The sequence below is a fragment of the Pseudomonas lijiangensis genome (assembly GCF_018968705.1).
In the GTDB taxonomy this organism is placed as follows: Bacteria; Pseudomonadota; Gammaproteobacteria; order Pseudomonadales; family Pseudomonadaceae; genus Aquipseudomonas; species Aquipseudomonas lijiangensis.
This window is the reverse complement of the sequence record NZ_CP076668.1, coordinates 360094-379778: the sequence shown is the minus strand read 5'-3', so window position 1 is coordinate 379778 and position 19685 is coordinate 360094. Positions and strand designations below refer to the sequence as shown.

15 protein-coding genes are annotated in these 19685 nt (G+C 58.6%); 8 read left to right on the top strand and 7 right to left on the bottom strand.

Annotated features, from left to right (window positions below):
- The first annotated feature begins 221 nt into the window (after window positions 1-221).
- Both glnL and ntrC read left to right on the top strand, forming a co-directional pair.
- Window positions 222-1307: a nitrogen regulation protein NR(II) gene (gene glnL / locus KQP88_RS01750; protein ID WP_025258107.1), complete on the top strand. Its 1086-nt coding sequence runs from the start codon at window positions 222-224 to the stop codon at window positions 1305-1307.
- Window positions 1304-2740, top strand: a complete 1437-nt coding sequence (ntrC, locus tag KQP88_RS01745; RefSeq protein WP_025258106.1) for a nitrogen regulation protein NR(I) — start codon at window positions 1304-1306, stop codon at window positions 2738-2740. Before glnL ends, ntrC begins: the two co-directional genes overlap by 4 nt.
- Window positions 2741-2798: 58 nt before the next feature.
- Here ntrC and KQP88_RS01740 read toward each other — a convergent pair whose 3' ends face one another.
- The 5 genes from KQP88_RS01740 to KQP88_RS01720 all read right to left on the bottom strand — a co-directional run bounded on the left by KQP88_RS01740 (window position 2799) and on the right by KQP88_RS01720 (window position 9841).
- On the bottom strand, window positions 2799-3749 hold the full coding sequence (locus KQP88_RS01740) for an IS110 family transposase (RefSeq protein WP_216704684.1): 951 nt from the start codon (window positions 3747-3749) through the stop codon (window positions 2799-2801).
- A 276-nt stretch (window positions 3750-4025) separates the two neighbouring features.
- The gene (gene mgrA / locus KQP88_RS01735; RefSeq protein ID WP_216704683.1) at window positions 4026-5063 is read right to left on the bottom strand and encodes an L-glyceraldehyde 3-phosphate reductase; all 1038 of its coding nucleotides are present in this window, start codon (window positions 5061-5063) and stop codon (window positions 4026-4028) included.
- A 49-nt stretch (window positions 5064-5112) separates the two neighbouring features.
- Window positions 5113-6057, bottom strand: a complete 945-nt coding sequence (locus tag KQP88_RS01730; RefSeq protein WP_216704682.1) for a sulfonate ABC transporter substrate-binding protein — start codon at window positions 6055-6057, stop codon at window positions 5113-5115.
- Between the two features lie 142 nt (window positions 6058-6199).
- Window positions 6200-7528 carry an LLM class flavin-dependent oxidoreductase gene (locus tag KQP88_RS01725; protein ID WP_216704681.1) on the bottom strand — a complete coding sequence of 443 codons (1329 nt, stop codon included), beginning with the start codon at window positions 7526-7528 and terminating at the stop codon, window positions 6200-6202.
- A 45-nt stretch (window positions 7529-7573) separates the two neighbouring features.
- Window positions 7574-9841, bottom strand: coding sequence for a TonB-dependent receptor (locus KQP88_RS01720; protein ID WP_216704680.1), 2268 nt, complete (start codon window positions 9839-9841; stop codon window positions 7574-7576).
- 217 nt (window positions 9842-10058) lie between these two features.
- Between KQP88_RS01720 and KQP88_RS01715 the strand changes: the two genes are divergently transcribed.
- Window positions 10059-11105, top strand: a complete 1047-nt coding sequence (locus KQP88_RS01715) for a LacI family DNA-binding transcriptional regulator (RefSeq protein WP_216704679.1) — start codon at window positions 10059-10061, stop codon at window positions 11103-11105.
- Between the two features lie 67 nt (window positions 11106-11172).
- On the opposite strand, the gene betT is transcribed toward KQP88_RS01715, so the two are convergent.
- Both betT and epsC read right to left on the bottom strand, forming a co-directional pair.
- Entirely contained in the window at window positions 11173-13131 is a 1959-nt protein-coding gene (gene betT, locus KQP88_RS01710; protein ID WP_216705867.1) for a choline BCCT transporter BetT, read from the bottom strand.
- Window positions 13132-13443: 312 nt separating this feature from the next.
- The gene (gene epsC, locus KQP88_RS01705) at window positions 13444-14397 is read right to left on the bottom strand and encodes a serine O-acetyltransferase EpsC (protein WP_200993983.1); all 954 of its coding nucleotides are present in this window, start codon (window positions 14395-14397) and stop codon (window positions 13444-13446) included.
- Between the two features lie 196 nt (window positions 14398-14593).
- On the opposite strand from epsC, the gene KQP88_RS01700 reads away from it, so the two are divergent.
- The 5 genes from KQP88_RS01700 to KQP88_RS01680 all read left to right on the top strand — a co-directional run bounded on the left by KQP88_RS01700 (window position 14594) and on the right by KQP88_RS01680 (window position 19259).
- Window positions 14594-15592: a D-cysteine desulfhydrase gene (locus KQP88_RS01700; RefSeq protein ID WP_216704678.1), complete on the top strand. Its 999-nt coding sequence runs from the start codon at window positions 14594-14596 to the stop codon at window positions 15590-15592.
- 150 nt (window positions 15593-15742) lie between these two features.
- Entirely contained in the window at window positions 15743-16540 is a 798-nt protein-coding gene (gene tcyJ / locus KQP88_RS01695; RefSeq protein ID WP_200993985.1) for a cystine ABC transporter substrate-binding protein, read from the top strand.
- Window positions 16537-17205: a cystine ABC transporter permease gene (gene tcyL / locus KQP88_RS01690; protein WP_200993986.1), complete on the top strand. Its 669-nt coding sequence runs from the start codon at window positions 16537-16539 to the stop codon at window positions 17203-17205. The genes tcyJ and tcyL overlap by 4 nt, the downstream gene beginning before the upstream one ends.
- A gap of 3 nt (window positions 17206-17208) precedes the next feature.
- Window positions 17209-17952, top strand: a complete 744-nt coding sequence (gene tcyN / locus KQP88_RS01685; protein ID WP_216704677.1) for an L-cystine ABC transporter ATP-binding protein TcyN — start codon at window positions 17209-17211, stop codon at window positions 17950-17952.
- Window positions 17953-18533: 581 nt separating this feature from the next.
- Window positions 18534-19259, top strand: coding sequence for a hypothetical protein (locus tag KQP88_RS01680; protein WP_200993988.1), 726 nt, complete (start codon window positions 18534-18536; stop codon window positions 19257-19259).
- Window positions 19260-19685 lie beyond the last annotated feature (426 nt).

Below are 19685 nucleotides of genomic sequence, written 5' to 3'. Positions count from 1 at the left end.
CAGAAATGACTGTCGCATGGCGCCTTATGTGAGCACCGATCCAAAAAAGGCCCGATTTTGCGAATTAAACGCTTCTTTTCGGAGCCTTGGTTTGGTTCTTGCAACTTCGCTTGTACAGCACCCCGTTAAGCACCGTATCAGTGGCTTTGCTGATGCTGGCCAGGACGGCTCAGCCCTGCACCTCCGCGATTGCAATGTGCCAAAAGAGGTCAACAAGATTCATGACTATCAGCGACGCGCTGCACCGTCTGTTACTGGACAACCTGACCACTGCCACCATTCTGCTCAATGCCGATCTGCGCCTTGAGTACATGAACCCGGCAGCGGAAATGCTGCTGGCCATCAGTGGTCAGCGCAGCCATGGACAATTCATCAGCGAACTGTTCACCGAGTCCGCCGAAGCACTCAGCTCGCTTCGTCAGGCCGTGGAACAGGCCCACCCTTTCACCAAGCGTGAAGCCATGCTTACCGCACTGACCGGCCAGACCCTGACCGTCGACTATGCGGTGACACCTATCCTCAACAAGGGTGAAACCCTTTTGCTGCTTGAGGTTCATCCTCGTGATCGCCTGTTGCGCATCACCAAGGAAGAGGCCCAGCTGTCCAAGCAGGAAACCACCAAGATGCTGGTGCGTGGCCTGGCTCACGAAATCAAGAACCCCCTCGGCGGAATTCGCGGCGCGGCCCAGTTGCTGTCCCGCGAACTGCCCGAGGAAAGCCTCAAGGACTACACCAACGTCATCATCGAAGAGGCCGATCGCCTGCGTAATCTGGTCGACCGGATGCTGGGCTCCAACAAGCTGCCTTCGCTGGCCATGACCAATGTGCACGAAGTACTTGAGCGGGTCAGCAGTCTGGTCGAGGCAGAAACCCAAGGGTGCATCACTCTGGTGCGCGACTATGATCCAAGCATCCCGGACGTTCTGATCGACCGTGAACAAATGATTCAGGCCGTACTCAATATCGTACGCAACGCGATGCAGGCCATCGGCAGTCAGAACGAGCTGCGCCTGGGACGAATCACCCTGCGCACCCGCGCCATGCGCCAGTTCACCATCGGGCACATTCGCCATCGACTGGTGAGCAAGATCGAAATCATCGACAACGGCCCCGGTATTCCGGCCGAACTTCAGGAAACCATTTTCTACCCCATGGTCAGTGGCCGCCCGGATGGTACGGGACTAGGTCTTGCCATTACCCAGAACATCATTAGCCAGCACCAGGGGCTGATCGAATGTGAGAGCCATACCGGCCACACCACTTTCTCGATCTTCCTGCCGCTGGAACAAGGAGCCGCTTCGCCATGAGCCGTAGTGAAACTGTCTGGATCGTAGATGACGATCGTTCCATCCGCTGGGTACTGGAAAAGGCTCTGCAACAGGAAGGCATGACCACACAAAGCTTCGATAGCGCGGATGGGGTGATGAGTCGCCTGGCCCGTCAGCAACCGGACGTGATCATTTCCGACATCCGCATGCCCGGTGCCAGTGGCCTGGATCTGCTGGCCAGGATTCGCGAGCAGCATCCGCGCCTGCCGGTGATCATCATGACCGCACACTCGGACCTGGACAGCGCCGTGGCGTCGTATCAGGGAGGTGCCTTCGAGTACCTGCCAAAACCGTTCGACGTCGACGAAGCCGTCTCGCTGGTCAAGCGTGCCAACCAGCACGCCCAGGAGCAACAAGGCCTGGATGCAGCTCCAACCCTGACCCGCACCCCGGAAATCATTGGTGAAGCCCCTGCGATGCAGGAAGTGTTTCGCGCCATCGGGCGTTTGAGCCACTCCAACATCACCGTGCTGATCAATGGCGAGTCGGGCACCGGTAAAGAACTGGTCGCCCACGCCCTGCACCGCCACAGCCCGCGTTCGGCTTCGCCGTTCATTGCGCTGAACATGGCAGCGATTCCCAAGGATCTGATGGAGTCTGAGCTGTTTGGCCACGAAAAAGGCGCCTTCACCGGCGCGGCCAACCTGCGTCGCGGTCGCTTCGAACAAGCCGATGGCGGCACACTGTTTCTCGATGAAATCGGTGACATGCCGGCCGATACCCAGACCCGTCTGCTGCGGGTTCTGGCTGACGGCGAGTTCTATCGGGTCGGCGGTCATACGCCGGTCAAGGTCGATGTGCGCATCATTGCCGCGACTCACCAGAACCTCGAAACCCTGGTGCAGGCCGGCAAGTTCCGTGAGGACTTGTTCCACCGCCTGAACGTGATCCGCATCCATATTCCACGCATGTCGGACCGTCGCGAAGACATCCCGACCCTGGCCAAGCACTTCCTGAGCCGCGCCGCACAGGAACTGGCGGTCGAGCCCAAGCTGCTCAAGGCCGAGACAGAGGAATACCTCAAGCACCTGCCATGGCCGGGTAACGTTCGCCAACTGGAGAACACTTGCCGCTGGATCACGGTCATGGCTTCAGGTCGTGAAGTGCATATCAGCGACCTGCCACCTGAACTGCTCAGCCTGCCGCAAGATGCCGCGCCGGTCACCAACTGGGAACAGGCACTGCGTCAGTGGGCAGACCAGGCCTTGTCACGCGGGCAATCCAGCCTGCTGGACAGCGCCGTGCCGACCTTCGAGCGCATCATGATCGAAACCGCCCTCAAGCACACCGCCGGTCGCCGTCGCGACGCCGCCGTGCTGCTGGGCTGGGGCCGCAATACCTTGACCCGCAAGATCAAGGAACTGGGCATGAAGGTCGATGGCGGTGATGACGATGAAGGGGATGAGGGCTAACCCCCCCTGTTAAAGCAATCTGTGGGAGCTGAATCTGTGGGAGATTCTATGGTTGTGATCAAGCCATAACCCACCCTTTGGTTTGATATTCGCTCTGATTCTTCATCAGGGCGAATGCCACCCGAGCGAGTTTACGAGCGAGCATGACGAGCACTTCTGTGGTCGCTTTTCCACGGCTGCGATGATGGTCGTAAAACTCTTTCCAGGCACTTGATCGGCTCGCGGACATGGCGGCGTTGTGCAGCAATCGGCGGATCTCCGAGCAACCTCGCTTGGTCAGGGATCGGCGGCCATTTTTTTGGCCTGAGTCAGTCACCCTCAGGTCCATGCCCAAAAAGGCGATGTATGAATCGCTACTCGTGAAGTCGCCTCGGCTGTAAGCCATGACCAGAGCGGTCGCGGTCAGAAAACCGATGCCTTCGACAGCTTGGCATCGGGCGACTTGCTCCAGCAGGCCGGCTTCGCGCAAGACCTCTTTGAGCTTCTTCTGGACCAACAGGTCCAGCCGCTCGATGGACTTGAGGAAAGCTGCGAAGGCGGCTTTCAAACTGGCGTCATTTGCCCAGCTCTGGGTCAGGCTGGTTTTGGCCTGAACCAGCGAAGCCCTGCGGCGCAGAAGGCTTTGCAGCTTGCCATAGACGGCTGGAGGCGGGGTCCAGGGGCGTAGATCTTCGCCTTCGTTTTTCAGAAAACGGGCCAGAAGACGAGCATCGGAAGCATCCGTTTTACTACGGCCACCAATGCCTTTACGGTAATTGCTCAGTTGAAAACCGTCGATGATGTAGACGTCAAAACCCGACTCGTAAGCCAGCTCGACCAGATCGACGTGATAAATATTGGTCGCCTCAACAGCAATGGCGGTGGGCCTTGGCAACGTTTTAAGCCAGCGCTTTATGGCGGGCTTTTCATTGGCTATCGAGGTGAGCAGATCCAGGTCTGCCTGATAGGTAACGAGTTCAATCTTGGCAACATCCACGCCCACGATTGACTGCGAAACGCGCATTGCCATGGGCACTTCTCCACGCTAAGGTTTTACGGCTTGAGGGGGTTCACCCAGAGGCGCAGGCTTGTTTCTATCGTCGCTTGAACGAAGCATTCTTTATCGGCGCTTTTGGTGGAAGGGGTGAGGCGAGGTCTCCCACGGTCTGTACTGTGGCTGCAGTCAGATGCGAATTGTTCGTCCCACCACCCCTTCAAGCTCTACCATACAAGCGAATCGGGCGGCGTTCCGCTCATTCGCGAATAAGCGGAACGCCGCCCGATTCGCTCCCACCCCATCAAGAGATTATTGAGCCAACGATGGCTTTTCCCAGAGATTGATCCCGCCTTCCACGGCAAAACGATCAATCTCTGCCAGCTCTTCACTGCTGAACTCAAGGTTCTTCAACGCCCCCACGTTCTCGATGATCTGCTCTGGACGGCTCGCACCGATCAGGGCTGACGTCACGCGCGGATCACGCAGGGTCCAGGCCAGTGCCATCTGTGCCAGGCTTTGGCCGCGACGCTTGGCGATCTCGTTGAGTGCCCGCACATGGGCAATGTTCTCTTCCGACAAATGCGAAGCCTGCAACGAACCGCCACCCGGACGATTGACCCGGGCGTCCTGCGGCACGCCATTGAGATACTTGTCCGACAGCAGCCCCTGAGCCAGCGCGGTAAAGGCAATCACGCCCGCGCCCAGCTCTTCGGTTGCATCGAGCAGGTCTTTTTCGACCCAGCGGTTGAGCAGGTTGTAAGCCGGTTGATGAATCAACAGCGGCACTTTCCACTCTTTCAGCAGCGCGGCGATTTCCCGGGTTTTCGAGCCCGAGTAGGAAGAGATGCCGATGTACAGCGCCTTGCCCTGCTGCACGGCAGTGGCCAGTGCGCCTGCGGTTTCTTCCAGCGGCGTGTCCGGGTCGAAGCGGTGGGAATAGAAGATATCCACATAATCGAGGCCCAGGCGCTGCAAACTCTGATCGAGACTGGCCAGCACATATTTGCGTGAGCCGCCGCCCTGACCGTACGGCCCAGGCCACATGTCCCATCCCGCCTTGGTGGAGATGATCAACTCGTCACGGTACTGCTTGAAATCTTCACGCAGCAGGCGACCAAAATTGATCTCGGCACTGCCATAGGGCGGGCCATAGTTGTTGGCCAGGTCGAAATGGTTGATGCCCAGGTCGAATGCCGTGCGCAGCATGGCGCGCTGTGTCTCGATGGGCGTGCTGTCACCGAAGTTGTGCCAAAGACCAAGCGAGAGGGCCGGCAACACCAGCCCACTGCGGCCAGTACGGCGATAAGGCATGTCGTTATAGCGGTTTTCGGCAGCGATGTAGGTCATTGAGTCCTCTCTTGTTAGGTGGTTTGGGATGGCCTTTGCGCAAATACATTCATTCGCGAACGCCTTCCTTCAATACAGCCTGCTGTACATCGACCCGCTTGGGCACCAGTCGGTTCTCGTAGAACAGATCGGCGGTGGCCTGTTGGGCGCGGATGATTTCGGGCGTGATCGGCAAGCTGGGAGATTCTGGACGATGGTCGATGTACTGGGCGATCACCGCTTCCGGCAGGCCCATGCTGCGCACCAGGATCTGGATGCTCTCGGCACGGTCGCTGCGGGTCAGCGCATCGGCGGCACTCAGTTCATCCAGGACTTGCTGAACGAACGCCCTGTTGCTTTCGGCATAGGCCCGGCGGGCAGTATAGATCGGCCCAGACAGACCAAGCCCTTCGCCATTGGCCAGCACACGGCTATGCCCTTCGTTGATGGCGATGGAGTAATAGGGGTCCCAGATGGCCCAGGCATCGACACTGCCGTTCTCGAACGCGGCACGGGCATCGGCCGGAGTCAGGTAGACCGGCTGGATATCCTTGAAGCTCAGACCAGCCTTGTTCAAGGCACGCAGCACCAGGTTGTGTGCGCTGGAGCCCTTCTGCAAGGCGACCTTTCGCCCTTTGAGATCAGCCACGCCCTTGAGCGGACTGTCATTGCGCACCAGGATGGTTTCGGCTTGCGGCTTGGCGGGCTCGGCACCGATGTACACCAGATCGGCACCCGCCACCTGAGCGAAGATCGGCGGAATATCGCCGGTCGAAGCGATATCCAGACTGCCGATATTCAAGGCCTCAAGCATCTGCGGCCCGGCTGGAAACTCGATCCACTTGATCCGGGTATTGGCAAAACGCTTTTCCAGCAAGCCGTGTTCCTTGGCCAGTACCAGAGTGATGGAGCCTTTCTGATAACCGATGCGCAGCGCGTCCGGTTCCTGGGCGATGGCGGTATTGAACACACCGCACAAGGTCAGGACGGCGGCGATGAATGCCAGTGGTTTCATGAACATTTTCCTTGTGAATTGCGAACCCTCGTAGGAGCGAATCGGGCGGCGCTCCGCTCATTCGCGAGAGGCCGGTACATCCGCAGAAGATCTGTCGCCGGAAATGCCGTCTCGCGGATAAATCCGCTCCTACAGGTTTCGGTTATTCGAAGCGGTTCGACGGCCTTTGCAGTCCGAGGTTCTCACGCAGGGTCGAGCCTTCGTATTCGGTGCGGAACAAGCCGCGACGTTGCAACTCCGGCACCAGCAGACGCGCCACATCTTCCAGGCCTCCGGGCAGATGCGGCACCAGCACGTTGAAGCCGTCGGCAGCGCCTTGCTCGAACCAGGTCTGCAACTCATCGGCGATCTGCGTCGGCGTGCCGATCAGACTGTAATGGCCTCGGCCACCGGCAATGCGCCGCCCCAGTTGTGCAAGGTTCAGGTTTTCCTTTTCCGCCAGATCGGTCAGCAGCTTTTGCCGACTGCGCTGGCCGCTGTCGGTCAACGGCAACTCCGGCAACGGCCCGTCCAGCGGGTAGCCCGACAGATCGAAATTGCCCAGCATGCGGCCCAGCAACGCCACGCCCACATGGGGATCGACCAGATCCTGGAACGACTCGAATTTCGCCCGGGCCTCAACCTCGGTTTCAGCCACGACGATAAACACGCCGGGCATGATTTTCAGCGAGTCGGCACTGCGCCCGTAAGCCTTCAGCCGACCCTTGATATCGGCGTAGAACGCCTGGGCATCGGCCAGTGAGGTCTGGGCCGTGAAGACCACTTCAGCCGTCTGCGCCGCCAGATCCCGCCCCACTTCAGAAGAACCCGCCTGCACCACGACAGGCTGACCTTGCGGAGAACGCGCCACATTCAGCGGGCCTTTGACCTTGAAGTGCTCGCCCTGATGGTCGAGTACATGCAGTTTGGCAGGGTCGTAATACTCCCCGCTGGCCTTGTCGCGGATAAAGGCATCGTCCGCCCAACTGTCCCAGAGCCCGGTCACGACCTGATGAAACTCCCGGGCGCGGCTGTAGCGCTCGGCGTGGCCCACGTGTTCTTCACGGCCGAAGTTCAGGGCTTCGGCTGCGGCATCGGAAGTCACCAGGTTCCAGCCGGCTCGCCCGCCGGACAGATGGTCCAGCGAGGCGAACTTGCGGGCGACGTGATAAGGCTCGTTATAAGTCGTGGTCGCTGTTGCAATCAGGCCGATGTGCTCGGTCACCGCGCTCAGTGCCGACAGCAGTGTCAGCGGCTCGAAGTGATCGGAGCGCGCCATGTGACTGGCGATATCTCCGGTCGCTGCCGCCACGCTGTCGGCCACGAACAAGGTGTCGAACCGCGCCTCTTCCGCCACCTTGGCCAGATGCTTGTAGTGCTTGATATCAAGCCCTGCATTGGCCGGAACATCCGGGTGACGCCAGGCCGCCACATGATGCCCGGTGGCCATTAGAAACGCGCCCAATTTCAACTGACGAGCGGACTCGCTCATAACCAACTCCTTACCGATTCATTGAGGGTTGTTGCACGCAACGGCTCAAAAATCCTTACGCAACTGCACACCGAAATAACGTTCATCATCACGCGGTACTGCACGGTAGATGTAGTTCCCGCCAGTGGCCAGCAGCGGCGAGTACGACTTGTCAGCGAGGTTCTTGCCCAGCAAGGCTACACGCCAGCCTGCGTTGTAATCCGCCAGGGCAACGCTTGCGTTCCAGATACCGTAAGCGCCTTGTTTGGTGTCGGCGTTCTGGCTGATGTCGTACTGCACTTCGCTCTGCCAGCTGTAATCGGTGCCCAGTTCGATGTCCAGACCGTTATCCAGCGGGATGGTGTAGTCAGCACGAACGTAGCTTTTCCAGTCAGGGCTGTAGGGCAAGGTCTTGCCATCGACGTTGCAGGACGCCGCCGCACCGGCCGGGCATGCGAAGCTGTCGATGCGCGCCTTGGTGTACGCCACCGCACCGGAAATTTTCAGGTTGGTGGTGGCCTGCAAGGCGTAGTCGAGTTCGACGCCTTCAGTGCTGACACTGCCGGCGTTGATCAGGCGCGTTACCACTTGCCCGGCCACGCTGTCGAAGAAGTTCGCCTGATAGTTGTCGTACTCGCTGCGGAACACGGCCAGGTTGGTGGTCAGGCGGTTGTTCCAGGTGGTGGCCTTGATGCCGACTTCCCAGGTGTTGGAGGTTTCAGGCTTGAGCGCATCGGTATCACGCGGCTGCATGTTGAAGAACACGTTATAGGCCGGGCCTTTGTAGCCACGCGAATAAGTGACATAGGTGGTTACCGCATCGCTGAGGTCGTATTGCAGACCCAGGCGACCGGACTTGCCATCTTCATCCACTGTACCCGAGCTGCTGGTGGCCGGCTGAATGCCGCTGACCGTGGTGGCCGAGGTGGAGACACGACGGTGATCGTATTCCAGCTTGTCGTGGGTCCAGCGCAGACCGGCAATGGCGCGGAAATCAGGCGTGAAGTTGAAGGTGGTTTCGCCAAATACCGAGTAGCTTTCGCTGGTGGTGCTGTAGTCGGCGACGCCTCGGTTCTGGGTGGTTGGCGTGATCAGGGTGCGCTGATAGGTTTCATCGCTCTTGCCATGCATGTAGAACAGGCCACCGACATACTCCAGGAACTCACCTTTGGGCGAAGCCAGGCGCAGTTCCTGAGAATACTGGTTGTACTCCAGCTGGCCCTTGTCTTCGGTGCCGGGGAACGCGGCGGTGATGGTGCCCAGACGGTCGCCATCCTGATACTGGGTGTTGTCCCAGCCACGCCAGGCCGTGATGGACGTCAGGGTGTAATCGCCCAGCTTCCAGTCCAGTTGGCCGGACAAGCCTTTGTTGACGTCGTCCACATGGCTGCGGTAATCGCTGTTCACATCGCGGTTGTCGCTGTCGGCCCGCACAGGCGACAAGGCGTTGCTGAACGCTGGCAACAGCGACTTGCTGACCACGCCGTTTGGCGCGTCGTCATGGGCCTGCATGTAGTCGGCGATCAGGGTGAATGTCACGTCGTCATTCGGAGTGAACTCCAGCTTGCCCCGTGCGCCCTTGCGGTTATAGCCATTGACTTCGTGGCCATTGAGCTTGTTGTCGACGTTGCCGTCGTAGCTGCCGAACAGGGTTGTGATCGAGCCCTTGAGGGTCTGCGGGATCAGGCTGCCGCCAATACCGAAGCGCGTGCGGCTTTCATTTCCGCTGAAATAGGACTGATCGATATAGCCATGTGTCTCTTCGGTGGGCGCCTTGGTGACCACGTTGAGCACACCGGCCGAAGCGTTCTTGCCGAAGAGCGTGCCCTGAGGGCCGCGCAGGACTTCGATGCGTTCCAGGTCCAGCAGGTCCAGCGTGGCCTGGCCTGGACGACCGAGCACAACACCGTCGATGACCGTCGCAACGGTCGGCTCGACGCCCGGCGATGTGGAAATAGTGCCCACGCCACGAATGAACAGCGACGTGTCCTTGTTGGAGGCGCCAGTGCGGAAGTTCAGGGTCGGGATCTGCTGCACGATGCTGGAAACACCATTGCGGTTGTCGCGCTCCAGTTGCTCGCCCTCCACCACGGAAACTGCAACAGGCACCTTCTGCAACGACTCTTCGCGGCGCGTGGCGGTCACGGTGACCGCTTTGAGCGTTGGAGCCTCGGCGTTCTGCGTGGCTTCGGTTTCAGCCATCGCCGGAGCCAGCGGCATCGCCGCCAGGCTCATCAGCAGCATGCCGCAACGACGTCCCCGCGCCGTATTGGCCTGGCCGACGGCTTGCGCCAGAAGGTTGTGTTTGACGCTATCCCCAAGTGTTGTGTGCATCTGCGTGCCTGCCTGATATGTGCCCTGGTCGGTCAGTGTTCAAGCACTGACGTCTGAAATTGCCGGCTAAACAGGTTCGGGGCATTCGCGGTGGCGAGTAGCAGACAAACCATCTTGTTAGCGCTAACATCGCCAGTATCAGTAACTGACACATAGATCGTCAAATACTGAAAAATTACCTTTATATTCCTTTTTCTTTTATACGAAGTGACTGCCCATGGCCGATGACATCCCTGCGACACGCAAACGCCGAGGCGCAGGCCGCGTGACCATCACCGGCGTGGCAAAGCAGGCAGGTGTTTCGGCCATTACCGTGTCGCGTTATTTCAACCAGCCGGATCAGGTGTCCCCAGAGTTGCGCGAGCGTATCGCCGCGGCGGTCAATCAGCTCGGCTACGTGCCCAATCTGGTCGCAGGCGGCCTGGCCTCGGCGCGCAGTCGGGTCGTAGCCATGGTGATTCCCAACATCTCGGGGCCGATCTTCGCCAACACCATTCAGGGCTTCAGCGACACCCTGAGCAAACACGGTTTTCAGTTGCTGCTGGCTTCCAGCTATTTCTCCACCGAACAGGAAGAAAGCGCGGTGCGGGCGTTTCTCGGCTGGTCACCGGCTGCACTGGTGCTGACCAGTCGCTTTCACAGCGAAGCCACAGAAAAGATGATCGAGCAGGCTGATATCCCGGTGATCGAAACCTGGGACCACCAGCCAGGCCGCAGTCCGATCCAGATCGGGTTCTCGCATTACGACGTAGGCGTCAGCGCTACCCGCTATCTGCATGGCAAAGGCTACCGACGCATCGCCTTCGTGCAGAACAGCATGGCAGGTGACTTCAGCGCCCTTGAACGCCGTGACGGCTACATCGCAACACTGGAAACCTTCGGCCTCAAGCCAAGGGTGTTCGTCCCGGCTGAAGGAATGGCCCCCTTCGAGGCGGGCAAACAGGCGATGGATACACTCATGAACGGCCCGGACAAACCCGACGCCATCTTCTTTGCCAACGACAACCTGGCCGCTGGCGGACTGCTCGCCAGCCAGCGTGCAGGCCTGCAAATACCCAAGGATTGCGCCGTCATGGGCTTTGGCGACTACGCCTTCGCCCAAATGATGATGCCCAGCCTCAGCACCATCAAACCACCCGCCCTGGAAATCGGCGTCCTCGCCGCACAGCGCGTACTGGAAAGCCTGGGCATGCTGCCGCTGGAAGGGGAAATACAACGACTGAACCTGCTCGACTGCAGCCTGGTTGAGCGGGAGAGTACGTGACAACGTAGCTGCAAGCTGCAAGCTTTTGACTTGAAGCTTATAGCTTGCAGCTTGAGGCTTTAACGCTCTACCTCACCAAATGCAAAAACTGCATATGCCGTTCGTACTGGTCCAGTATGTCGTTGATGACCTGTTCCTTCGTGTAGCCCACCAGGTCGTAATCCTGGCTGCCTTCGCTCAGGTGGACTTCGGCGCGGTAGTAGCGACGGTTGTTCAGTTGCTTGGAGCCCATGCCGCCACGGGCGAAGGACGGGGTGAAGAAGCCTTTCATCTGTACCTGGTAAATGAACGGACGCTCTTCACCGTGGCCGATTTCAAGGCTGACCGAATCGTTTGAAGGGTCTGGTTGAGTATCGACACTCAGGCCCTTTTCGACGAACACCGCTGTCACGTCTTCAATCGCCGGGCGTACGGTCTGGTCGAGGAAGCGATAGACCTCGTCCCGGGACGGATAGTGCACGGCCTGGCTCAAGCGCTGTCTCCAGCCGCCACGTCGCGCACCGGAAGCAGGTGCCAGGGAATAGGTCTGGGCGATCTGGCGCTGGGTCTCCATGAAGAACGCTTTGTGCAGCCCCCACATCATCAGCAGCAGGATCAGCGAGAACGGCAGCGATGTCAGCACGACCGCTGACTTAAGCGCATCGATGCTGCCGGAGAACAGCAGTCCGCTGGTAATCACCGCGGTTGCAACGCCCCAGAACACACGCAACCATTTCGGACCGTCTTCATCCGGGCCACCGCCTTTGGCAGACAGGGTGGACAACACCACGGTGCCCGAATCCGCCGAGGTGACGAAGAAGACGAAGCTGATGAATACCGTCACCGCAATGACCGTCTTGCTCCATGGATAGGTTTCCAGCAGCAGGTACAGGGTCATCGACGGATCATCGATGGCCGACTGTCCCAGCGCAGTCATGCCGTGGTTGAGCACTTGCTCGATGGCGCTGTTACCGAAAATCGACATCCAGGCAAGTGTGAAACCCAAGGGGATCAGCAGCACGCCAAAGACAAACTCGCGAATGGTCCGGCCACGGGAAATACGCGCAATGAACAGGCCGACAAAAGGCGCCCACGCAATCCACCACGCCCAGTAGAACACTGTCCAACCGCCCAGCCAGCCTTTGGCGTCGCTGCTGTAGGCATAGACATCGAAACTCTTGGTCGTCAGCGCGCCCAGGTAGTCGCCGATGTTCTGCACCAGCGTGTTGAGCAGGTGCTGAGTGGGTCCGGCGAACAGTACGAACAGCAGCAATGCACAGGCGAGCAGCATGTTGATGTCGGACATGACCCGCACACCCTTGTCGACGCCCGAGACGGCAACCAGGATAGCTGCGCCCATCATCAGTGTGATCAACCCGACCTGAATCCATTGGGTGTGGGAAACACCGAACAGGTAATCCAGACCTGAGTTGAGGTGCAGCACGCCGAAACCCATATCGGCACCCAGGCCGAAGATGGTCGCGATGATGCCAAAGCCGTCGACGGCATAGCCGATAGGGCCATTGATACGCTTGCCGATCAGCGGATACAGCGCCGAACGCAAGGCCAGCGGCAGGTTGTGACGGTAGGCGAAATACGCCAGCGCCATGCCGACGAAGGCAAAGACGCCCCAGCCATGCAGGCCCCAGTGCAGAAACAGCAACTGCATGGCCTGGCGCGCTGACTCAGTGGTACCGCCCTCGCCTTGCGGCGGTTGCAGCATGTGGGTCAGCGGCTCGGAGACGCAGAAGAAGAACAGCGTAATGCTGATCCCGGCGGCAAACAGCATGCCTGCCCATGACAGGTAACTGAACTCGGGTTCGTCGTGGTCGGCACCGAGCTTGATCTTGCCGTAGCCGGACAAGGCGGTGACCACCACGAAGACCAGATACAGCGTCATGGCCAACATGTAATACCAGCCGACCGTATTGGCCGCCCAGTTCTGTGCAGCCAGTAACCACTCACCGCTGGCTTGCGGGAAGGCGATCACGGTGACACCGAAGATCAGGATGACACTCGCAGCAAAGTAGAAAACCGGAGCATTCATGCGGACCTGGCCGCTGGAGGGGGAAACAGACGTACTCATAGGCGGTACGCCTCTGGATCAAGGCAAGAAGCTCCAGAAATAGAGGGAAACACGGGAAGGACTCCTGGTATGAGCGGGCAGAAAACTACCTGCAAAAAACAAATCGCATACAGGGGATGCGGGCTCAGACCAGGGGTATGACGCACGACGGCGCCGGATCGTTCCCTACCCACCCGGGCGTAGGAGCGAATTCATTCGCGAAAAATAGCGGCAAGCGGCAAGCTTGAAGCTCAAGACTTACAGCTTGTGGCTTGCCGCTCAAAACTCCCCCTCCTACTTCTGCGTCCCGTCATCCTGCTGCAACAGATTGGCCTGGGTCAGGTTGCAGCCGGCCGGGACGCTGCGGGTCAGCCAGACGTTGCCGCCGATGGTCGAACCCTTGCCGATGGTGATACGCCCCAGAATGGTTGCACCGGCATAGATCACCACATCGTCTTCGACGATCGGGTGGCGGGCATGGCCTTTCTGCAACTGGCCATCTTCGTCCGCCGGGAAGCGTTTGGCGCCCAGTGTCACAGCCTGATAGATCCTGACCCGCTCACCGATAATGGCCGTTTCGCCAATCACGACGCCGGTGCCATGGTCGATGAAGAAGCTCGGGCCGATCTGAGCGCCGGGATGGATATCGATACCAGTGGAGGAATGGGCGATTTCCGAGCTGATGCGCGCCAACAGTGGCAGGCCGGCCCGATACAGGTGATGCGCCAGCCGGTGATGGATCACCGCAAGAATCCCCGGATAGCACAGCAGGACCTCATCGACACTGCGCGCCGCCGGGTCGCCGTGATAGGCCGCCAGCACATCGGTATCGAGCAGCAGGCGAATGCCTGGCAAGGCCGTGGCGAAATCCTGGATCAGTTCCAGTGCCCGCTCGTCGATGCCCTGAGTTCCGCTGCCTTGCTGATGCGCCACGTAGCGCAGCTCCAGCCGTGCCTGGGCCAGGAGCGCATTGAGTGCCACGTCCAGGGTATGGCCGACGTAGAAGTCCTCGCTTTCTTCGCGCAGATCCACCGGCCCTAGACGCATCGGGAACAAGGCGCCGCTCAAGGCTTCGAGAATCTCGGCCATGGCCGCGCGGGAGGGTAATTCCCGACCACCATGCTCACCGCTCACCCGCCTGTTGCGAGTACGCCAGTCTTCACGCGCACTGCGCAACTGGCTGACGATCCGCTGCAACTGCCAATGGCTGGAGCGGCCCGAGGCAGGTGCTTCTGGAATATCGCTCACGCTGAACTCTCCTTGAGTCAAAGAAGGCAACCCGATGATGGCGGCCCCTGCGGCCTCCACTCTACGGCAAACATTTGCACGGAAAAAATAACAATTTACGTAGGGACTTAGCCGCCTCGTCATAAGTCATACCGGGTTGCCGTGCAGGAAACCTCTGCATATAGTCCGATTACTCCCTCTTGGCTTATCTATCACGATGATCAAAAAACAGCTGGCCCGTTTCAATCGCCTCGACCTGATCGACGCTCCCACTCCACTGGAAAAGCTCGAACGCCTGTCGACCTGGGCGGGCCGCGATATCTACATCAAGCGCGATGACACCACGACCCTCGCGCTGGGCGGCAACAAGGTACGCAAACTGGAATACCTGGCCGCCGATGCGCTGGCCCAGGGTGCCGACACGCTGATTACCGCTGGCGCCATCCAGTCCAACCATGTGCGCCAGACCGCAGCACTGGCCGCTCGTCTGGGGCTGGGTTGCGTCGCGCTGCTGGAAAACCCCATCGGCACCGAAGACGCCAATTACCTTCATAACGGCAATCGCCTGCTGCTGGAGCTGTTCGACGCCAAGGTCGAGCTGGTGGAAAACCTCGATAACGCCGACGAGCAACTGCAAGCCCTGGCTGCTCGCCTGCGCACCAGTGGCAAGAAGCCTTATCTGGTCCCGATTGGTGGTTCCAGTGCCGTAGGTGCTTTGGGTTATGTGCGAGCCGGGCTGGAACTGGCAGAGCAGATCAAACAGACCGGCCTGGATTTTTCCGCCGTGGTGCTGGCCTCCGGCAGTGCGGGCACCCACAGCGGCCTGGCCCTGGCTCTGGCTGAGCAGTTGCCGGAACTGCCGGTGATTGGCGTAACCGTTTCCCGTAGCGAAGAAGCCCAGTTTCCCAAGGTTCAGGGCCTGGCCGAGCGTACCGCAGAATTGCTGGATATCGCCCTGCCGCCAGCCTTCAAGGTGCAACTCTGGGACGAATACTTCGGTCCACGCTATGGTGAACCGAACGCTGGCACGCTGTCGGCAATCAAACTGGTGGCCAGCCACGAAGGTCTGTTACTGGATCCGGTCTATACCGGCAAAGCCATGGCCGGCCTGCTCGACGGCATCGGGCGTCAGCGTTTCAATGATGGGCCGCTGATCTTCCTGCATACCGGCGGAGCGCCAGCGTTGTTCGCGTATCCGGATGTGTTCAGCGGCTGATAGCACGACGCCTGACACATATACCAAAAGAAAACCTGAAGATGCTTTTTAGTTCTTTTTGTTTATAAGAAACTCGATTTATATTCGCGACCGCTAAACGCTGTCGCCAGGTCTGACTTGCCTGACACTCCATACAAACAAGGGGCTCGCATGAACATTTCCGCTATTCGTCGCACGTTTCTCTTTTCGGCTCTGACGCTGGTGCTGGGCACCGGTATTGCGGGGCAAGCCATGGCCGGCGAACAACTGCAAAAGATCAAGGACAGCGGCACCCTCAATGTGGGCCTGGAAGGCACTTATCCACCGTTCAGCTTCGTGGACGAAAACGGCAAGCTCACCGGTTTCGAAGTCGAGTTGTCCGAGGCTCTGGCCAAGGAACTGGGCGTCAAGGCCAAGGTACAGCCGAGCAAGTGGGACGGCATCCTCGCGGCCCTGGAATCCAAGCGTCTGGATGTGGTGATCAACCAGGTGACCATTTCCGAAGAGCGCAAGAAAAAGTACGACTTCTCCGAGCCCTACACCATCTCCGGCCTGCAGACGCTGACCCAGAAGAAAAACGCGGACACCATCAAGACGCCTCAGGATCTGGCAGGCAAGAAAGTCGGCGTAGGCCTGGGCACCAACTATGAGCAATGGATCAAGGCCAATGTCCCGACGGCCATCGTCAAGACCTACGACGATGATCCGACCAAGTTCCAGGACCTGCGTGTAGGCCGTATCGACGCCATTCTGGTCGACCGCCTGGCTGCTCTGGAAATCGCGGCCAAGACCAAGGATGCCTTTGGTGTCGCGGGCGCTCCGTTTTCCCGTCAGGAATCCGGTATTGCCCTGCGCAAGGGCGAGCCTGAATTGCTGGACGCCATCAACAAGGCACTCGAAAAGCTGCGTGCCGACGGCACCCTGGCCAAACTGTCGCAAAAGTACTTCAACGCTGATGTGACCAAATGATCGAAGAGAGCCTGAAGCTCGTAGCAGACTCTGCGCCCTTCCTGCTCAAGGGCGCGTACTACACGATCATTCTCAGCCTGGGCGGGATGTTTTTCGGATTGCTGCTGGGCTTCGGTCTGGCACTGATGCGTCTGTCGCGTTTCAGGCTGGTGAGCTGGCCGGCACGTGTCTACGTCTCGTTCTTCCGCGGCACACCGCTGCTCGTGCAACTGTTCGTGATCTATTACGGCCTGCCACAACTGGGGGTCGAACTGGATCCGCTGCCTGCTGCGCTGATCGGTTTTTCGTTGAACATGGCGGCCTACGCCTGTGAAATCCTGCGCGCGGCCATCGGTGCAGTGGATCGCGGGCAATGGGAAGCAGCAGCCAGTATCGGCATGACCCGCTGGCAGACCATGCGCCGGGCAATCCTTCCGCAAGCGGCACGCACCGCCTTGCCGCCGCTGGGCAACAGTTTCATCTCACTGGTCAAGGACACGGCACTGGCAGCCACCATCCAGGTGCCGGAATTGTTCCGTCAGGCGCAACTGATCACCGCACGGACCTTTGAAATTTTCACCATGTACCTTGCCGCCGCGCTGATCTACTGGGTCCTTGCCTCGTTGCTTTCGCACCTGCAAAACCGTCTTGAAGCGAGGGTCAATCGGCATGATCTGGAGACTTGAAGCATGATCGTGGTTGAAAACCTCACCAAGGAATTCAAAGGCCAGCAAGTGCTCAAGGGCATCGACCTGCGCATCGAGTCCGGGGAAGTCGTGGCAATCATCGGCCCCAGCGGTTCGGGGAAAACCACGCTGCTGCGTTGCCTGAATCTGCTGGAAACCCCCACCAGCGGCACGATCAGGGTAGGTGACATCCAGATTGATGGCAGTCGCGCCTTGAGCCAGCAACAGGGCCTTATCCGTCAGTTGCGTCAGCAGGTCGGGTTCGTGTTCCAGAACTTCAATCTCTTTCCCCATCGCACAGCGCTGGAGAACGTCATCGAAGGCCCGGTGGTGGTCAAGAAGGTTGCCAGGGAAAAGGCCGTGGCTCTGGCTCGGCAACTGCTGGCCAAGGTCGGCCTGTCCGGCAAGGAAGATTCCTACCCGCGCCGTCTGTCCGGCGGTCAGCAGCAACGGGTCGCGATTGCACGGGCATTGGCAATGGAGCCTGAGGTCATTCTCTTCGACGAACCCACCTCTGCGCTGGATCCGGAACTGGTTGGCGAAGTGCTGACCGCCATTCGGGCACTGGCCGAAGAGAACCGCACCATGGTCATCGTCACACACGAGATGAGCTTTGCGCGGGATGTGGCCAATCGGGTGATTTTCATCGACAAGGGCGTGATCGTTGAGCAGGGAGAAGCAAAGGCCTTGTTTGCCAATCCCAGAGAAGAACGTACCAAGCAATTTCTGGAACGCACCAGAGCCTGATCCTACAAGCGCTGTCCACATAAACAGCGTCCGCAAGGGCGCTGTCCTTCATCCGTCTTACAGCAAGACATAAGCCAACCTATCAAAATACTTGCCAGGTAAAGGCACTCATCCCAACAAAATTATCGAATTCCTGCAGCAATCCGGGGGCATTTTTCGGCTGCCCTTGATGCGGATTCCACCCCGTTCGCCTCCCCTTCACTCCCTCAATCATGGCGTCGCCGCGGCTTGAGCAACGAACATATCGGAGGCTTGGATGGAGTAGGAAGCCAGTTTGCCTAAAAGTAAACAGTATCTGTATATCCATGTAGGAATAATCTAATTTTTCAAAACCGCTTCATAACACCTCATCCGTATATTGACAGGCTTACACAAAACCCATTAGCTCACTCAGAACAGCAGTCCTGGCACACACTACAAAGTTACAAGTATTAATTTACAACACCTTGTAATGCTTGCCACAGCTTCGAACTTTCAGGCACTTATCGTTTTTTATGTTTCAGATCAAGCCACGACCGAAAGAATTACAAATTCTATAACAAACAGTTACTGGCACTTCTGTTAACCAAGAGTATTCGAACATGAGCCAAACCTATTGCAACCCCGACTCCTCAAAGCTTTTACCCCCCTTCATTCCCCAGGCCAGTCGTCATGGCATCGGGGTCAGGATAGCGTCCCATCTGATGGTTCATATTCACCCTTACAGCAACATGGATGAGGGTGACCTGATCGAGCTGTTCTGGGATGGCTGCTACGCCGCATCAAAGATCCTGACAGCGGCTGACATCAAGCAGACCATCGCTCTGCGCGTGCCGGAAAGCTTTCTGCAGAACGGCAAGGCCCGTACCTACTACAGGTTGATGAAAGTAGGCGGTATGCCCATCACCTCGCCCATCTGCAAGATCTGGGTCAAGCTGGACGCACCCGGCGGCCAGTTGCTGGACCCTGTAGATGAAGAAAATCAGGGGCTGGCGCCGCTGTCACTGCCGCCCTCGGTGGTACGCCGCGGCTTGAGCACACGGCATATGAACAGCGGTCTGCCGATGACGATCGAGCCTTATCTGAACATGGCGCCCCATGACGAAATCACCCTGCGCTGGGGTGACCTGCGCATGGATCTGCCGCCCCTGACACTCGAAGACGTTGGAGAACCCATTGATGTTGTAGTCCCGGCAACCCTGATACGCGAGGCAGGTGGCGAACAACTTGAGGCTACTTACTGTGTCATTGACCGTGTAGGAAACAACTCGCATTGGGCACCTCCACGGGAAATAAAAATCAGGAATTCAAGTGAACTCTCCCGGTGACCTTGAACAACCCGAATCGCATATACGCCAGCCCTGCATGAACAACTTTCCGTTCATGGCGCGCTGGCGTAGTTCACATCAACACTTATAAAACCACCACAAAAACATGTCCCTCTAACAGCCATTAACCGCCGCCGTAGATCCATAACTAACATCAAGCAACAGGTCACGTTACCCGGCTGACAGGGCAGCCAGCATTTACCATCTATGCTTATTCCAAAATGCTCGTTTTAAAATAATTGATACAAGATTAGGGTATATGCACCGGACCACCGGACATCGCGATGTTTTCTTGCTGCCCTGCTCGGCGGCACCCGCTATGAGGTTCCGATGGTCTCTTTCACAATTACCCCCGTGGATAACACCAGGGCATTACCTGAACACACTGCCCAGCACATCTCGACTTCACGAGAGCCGGATGTTGCG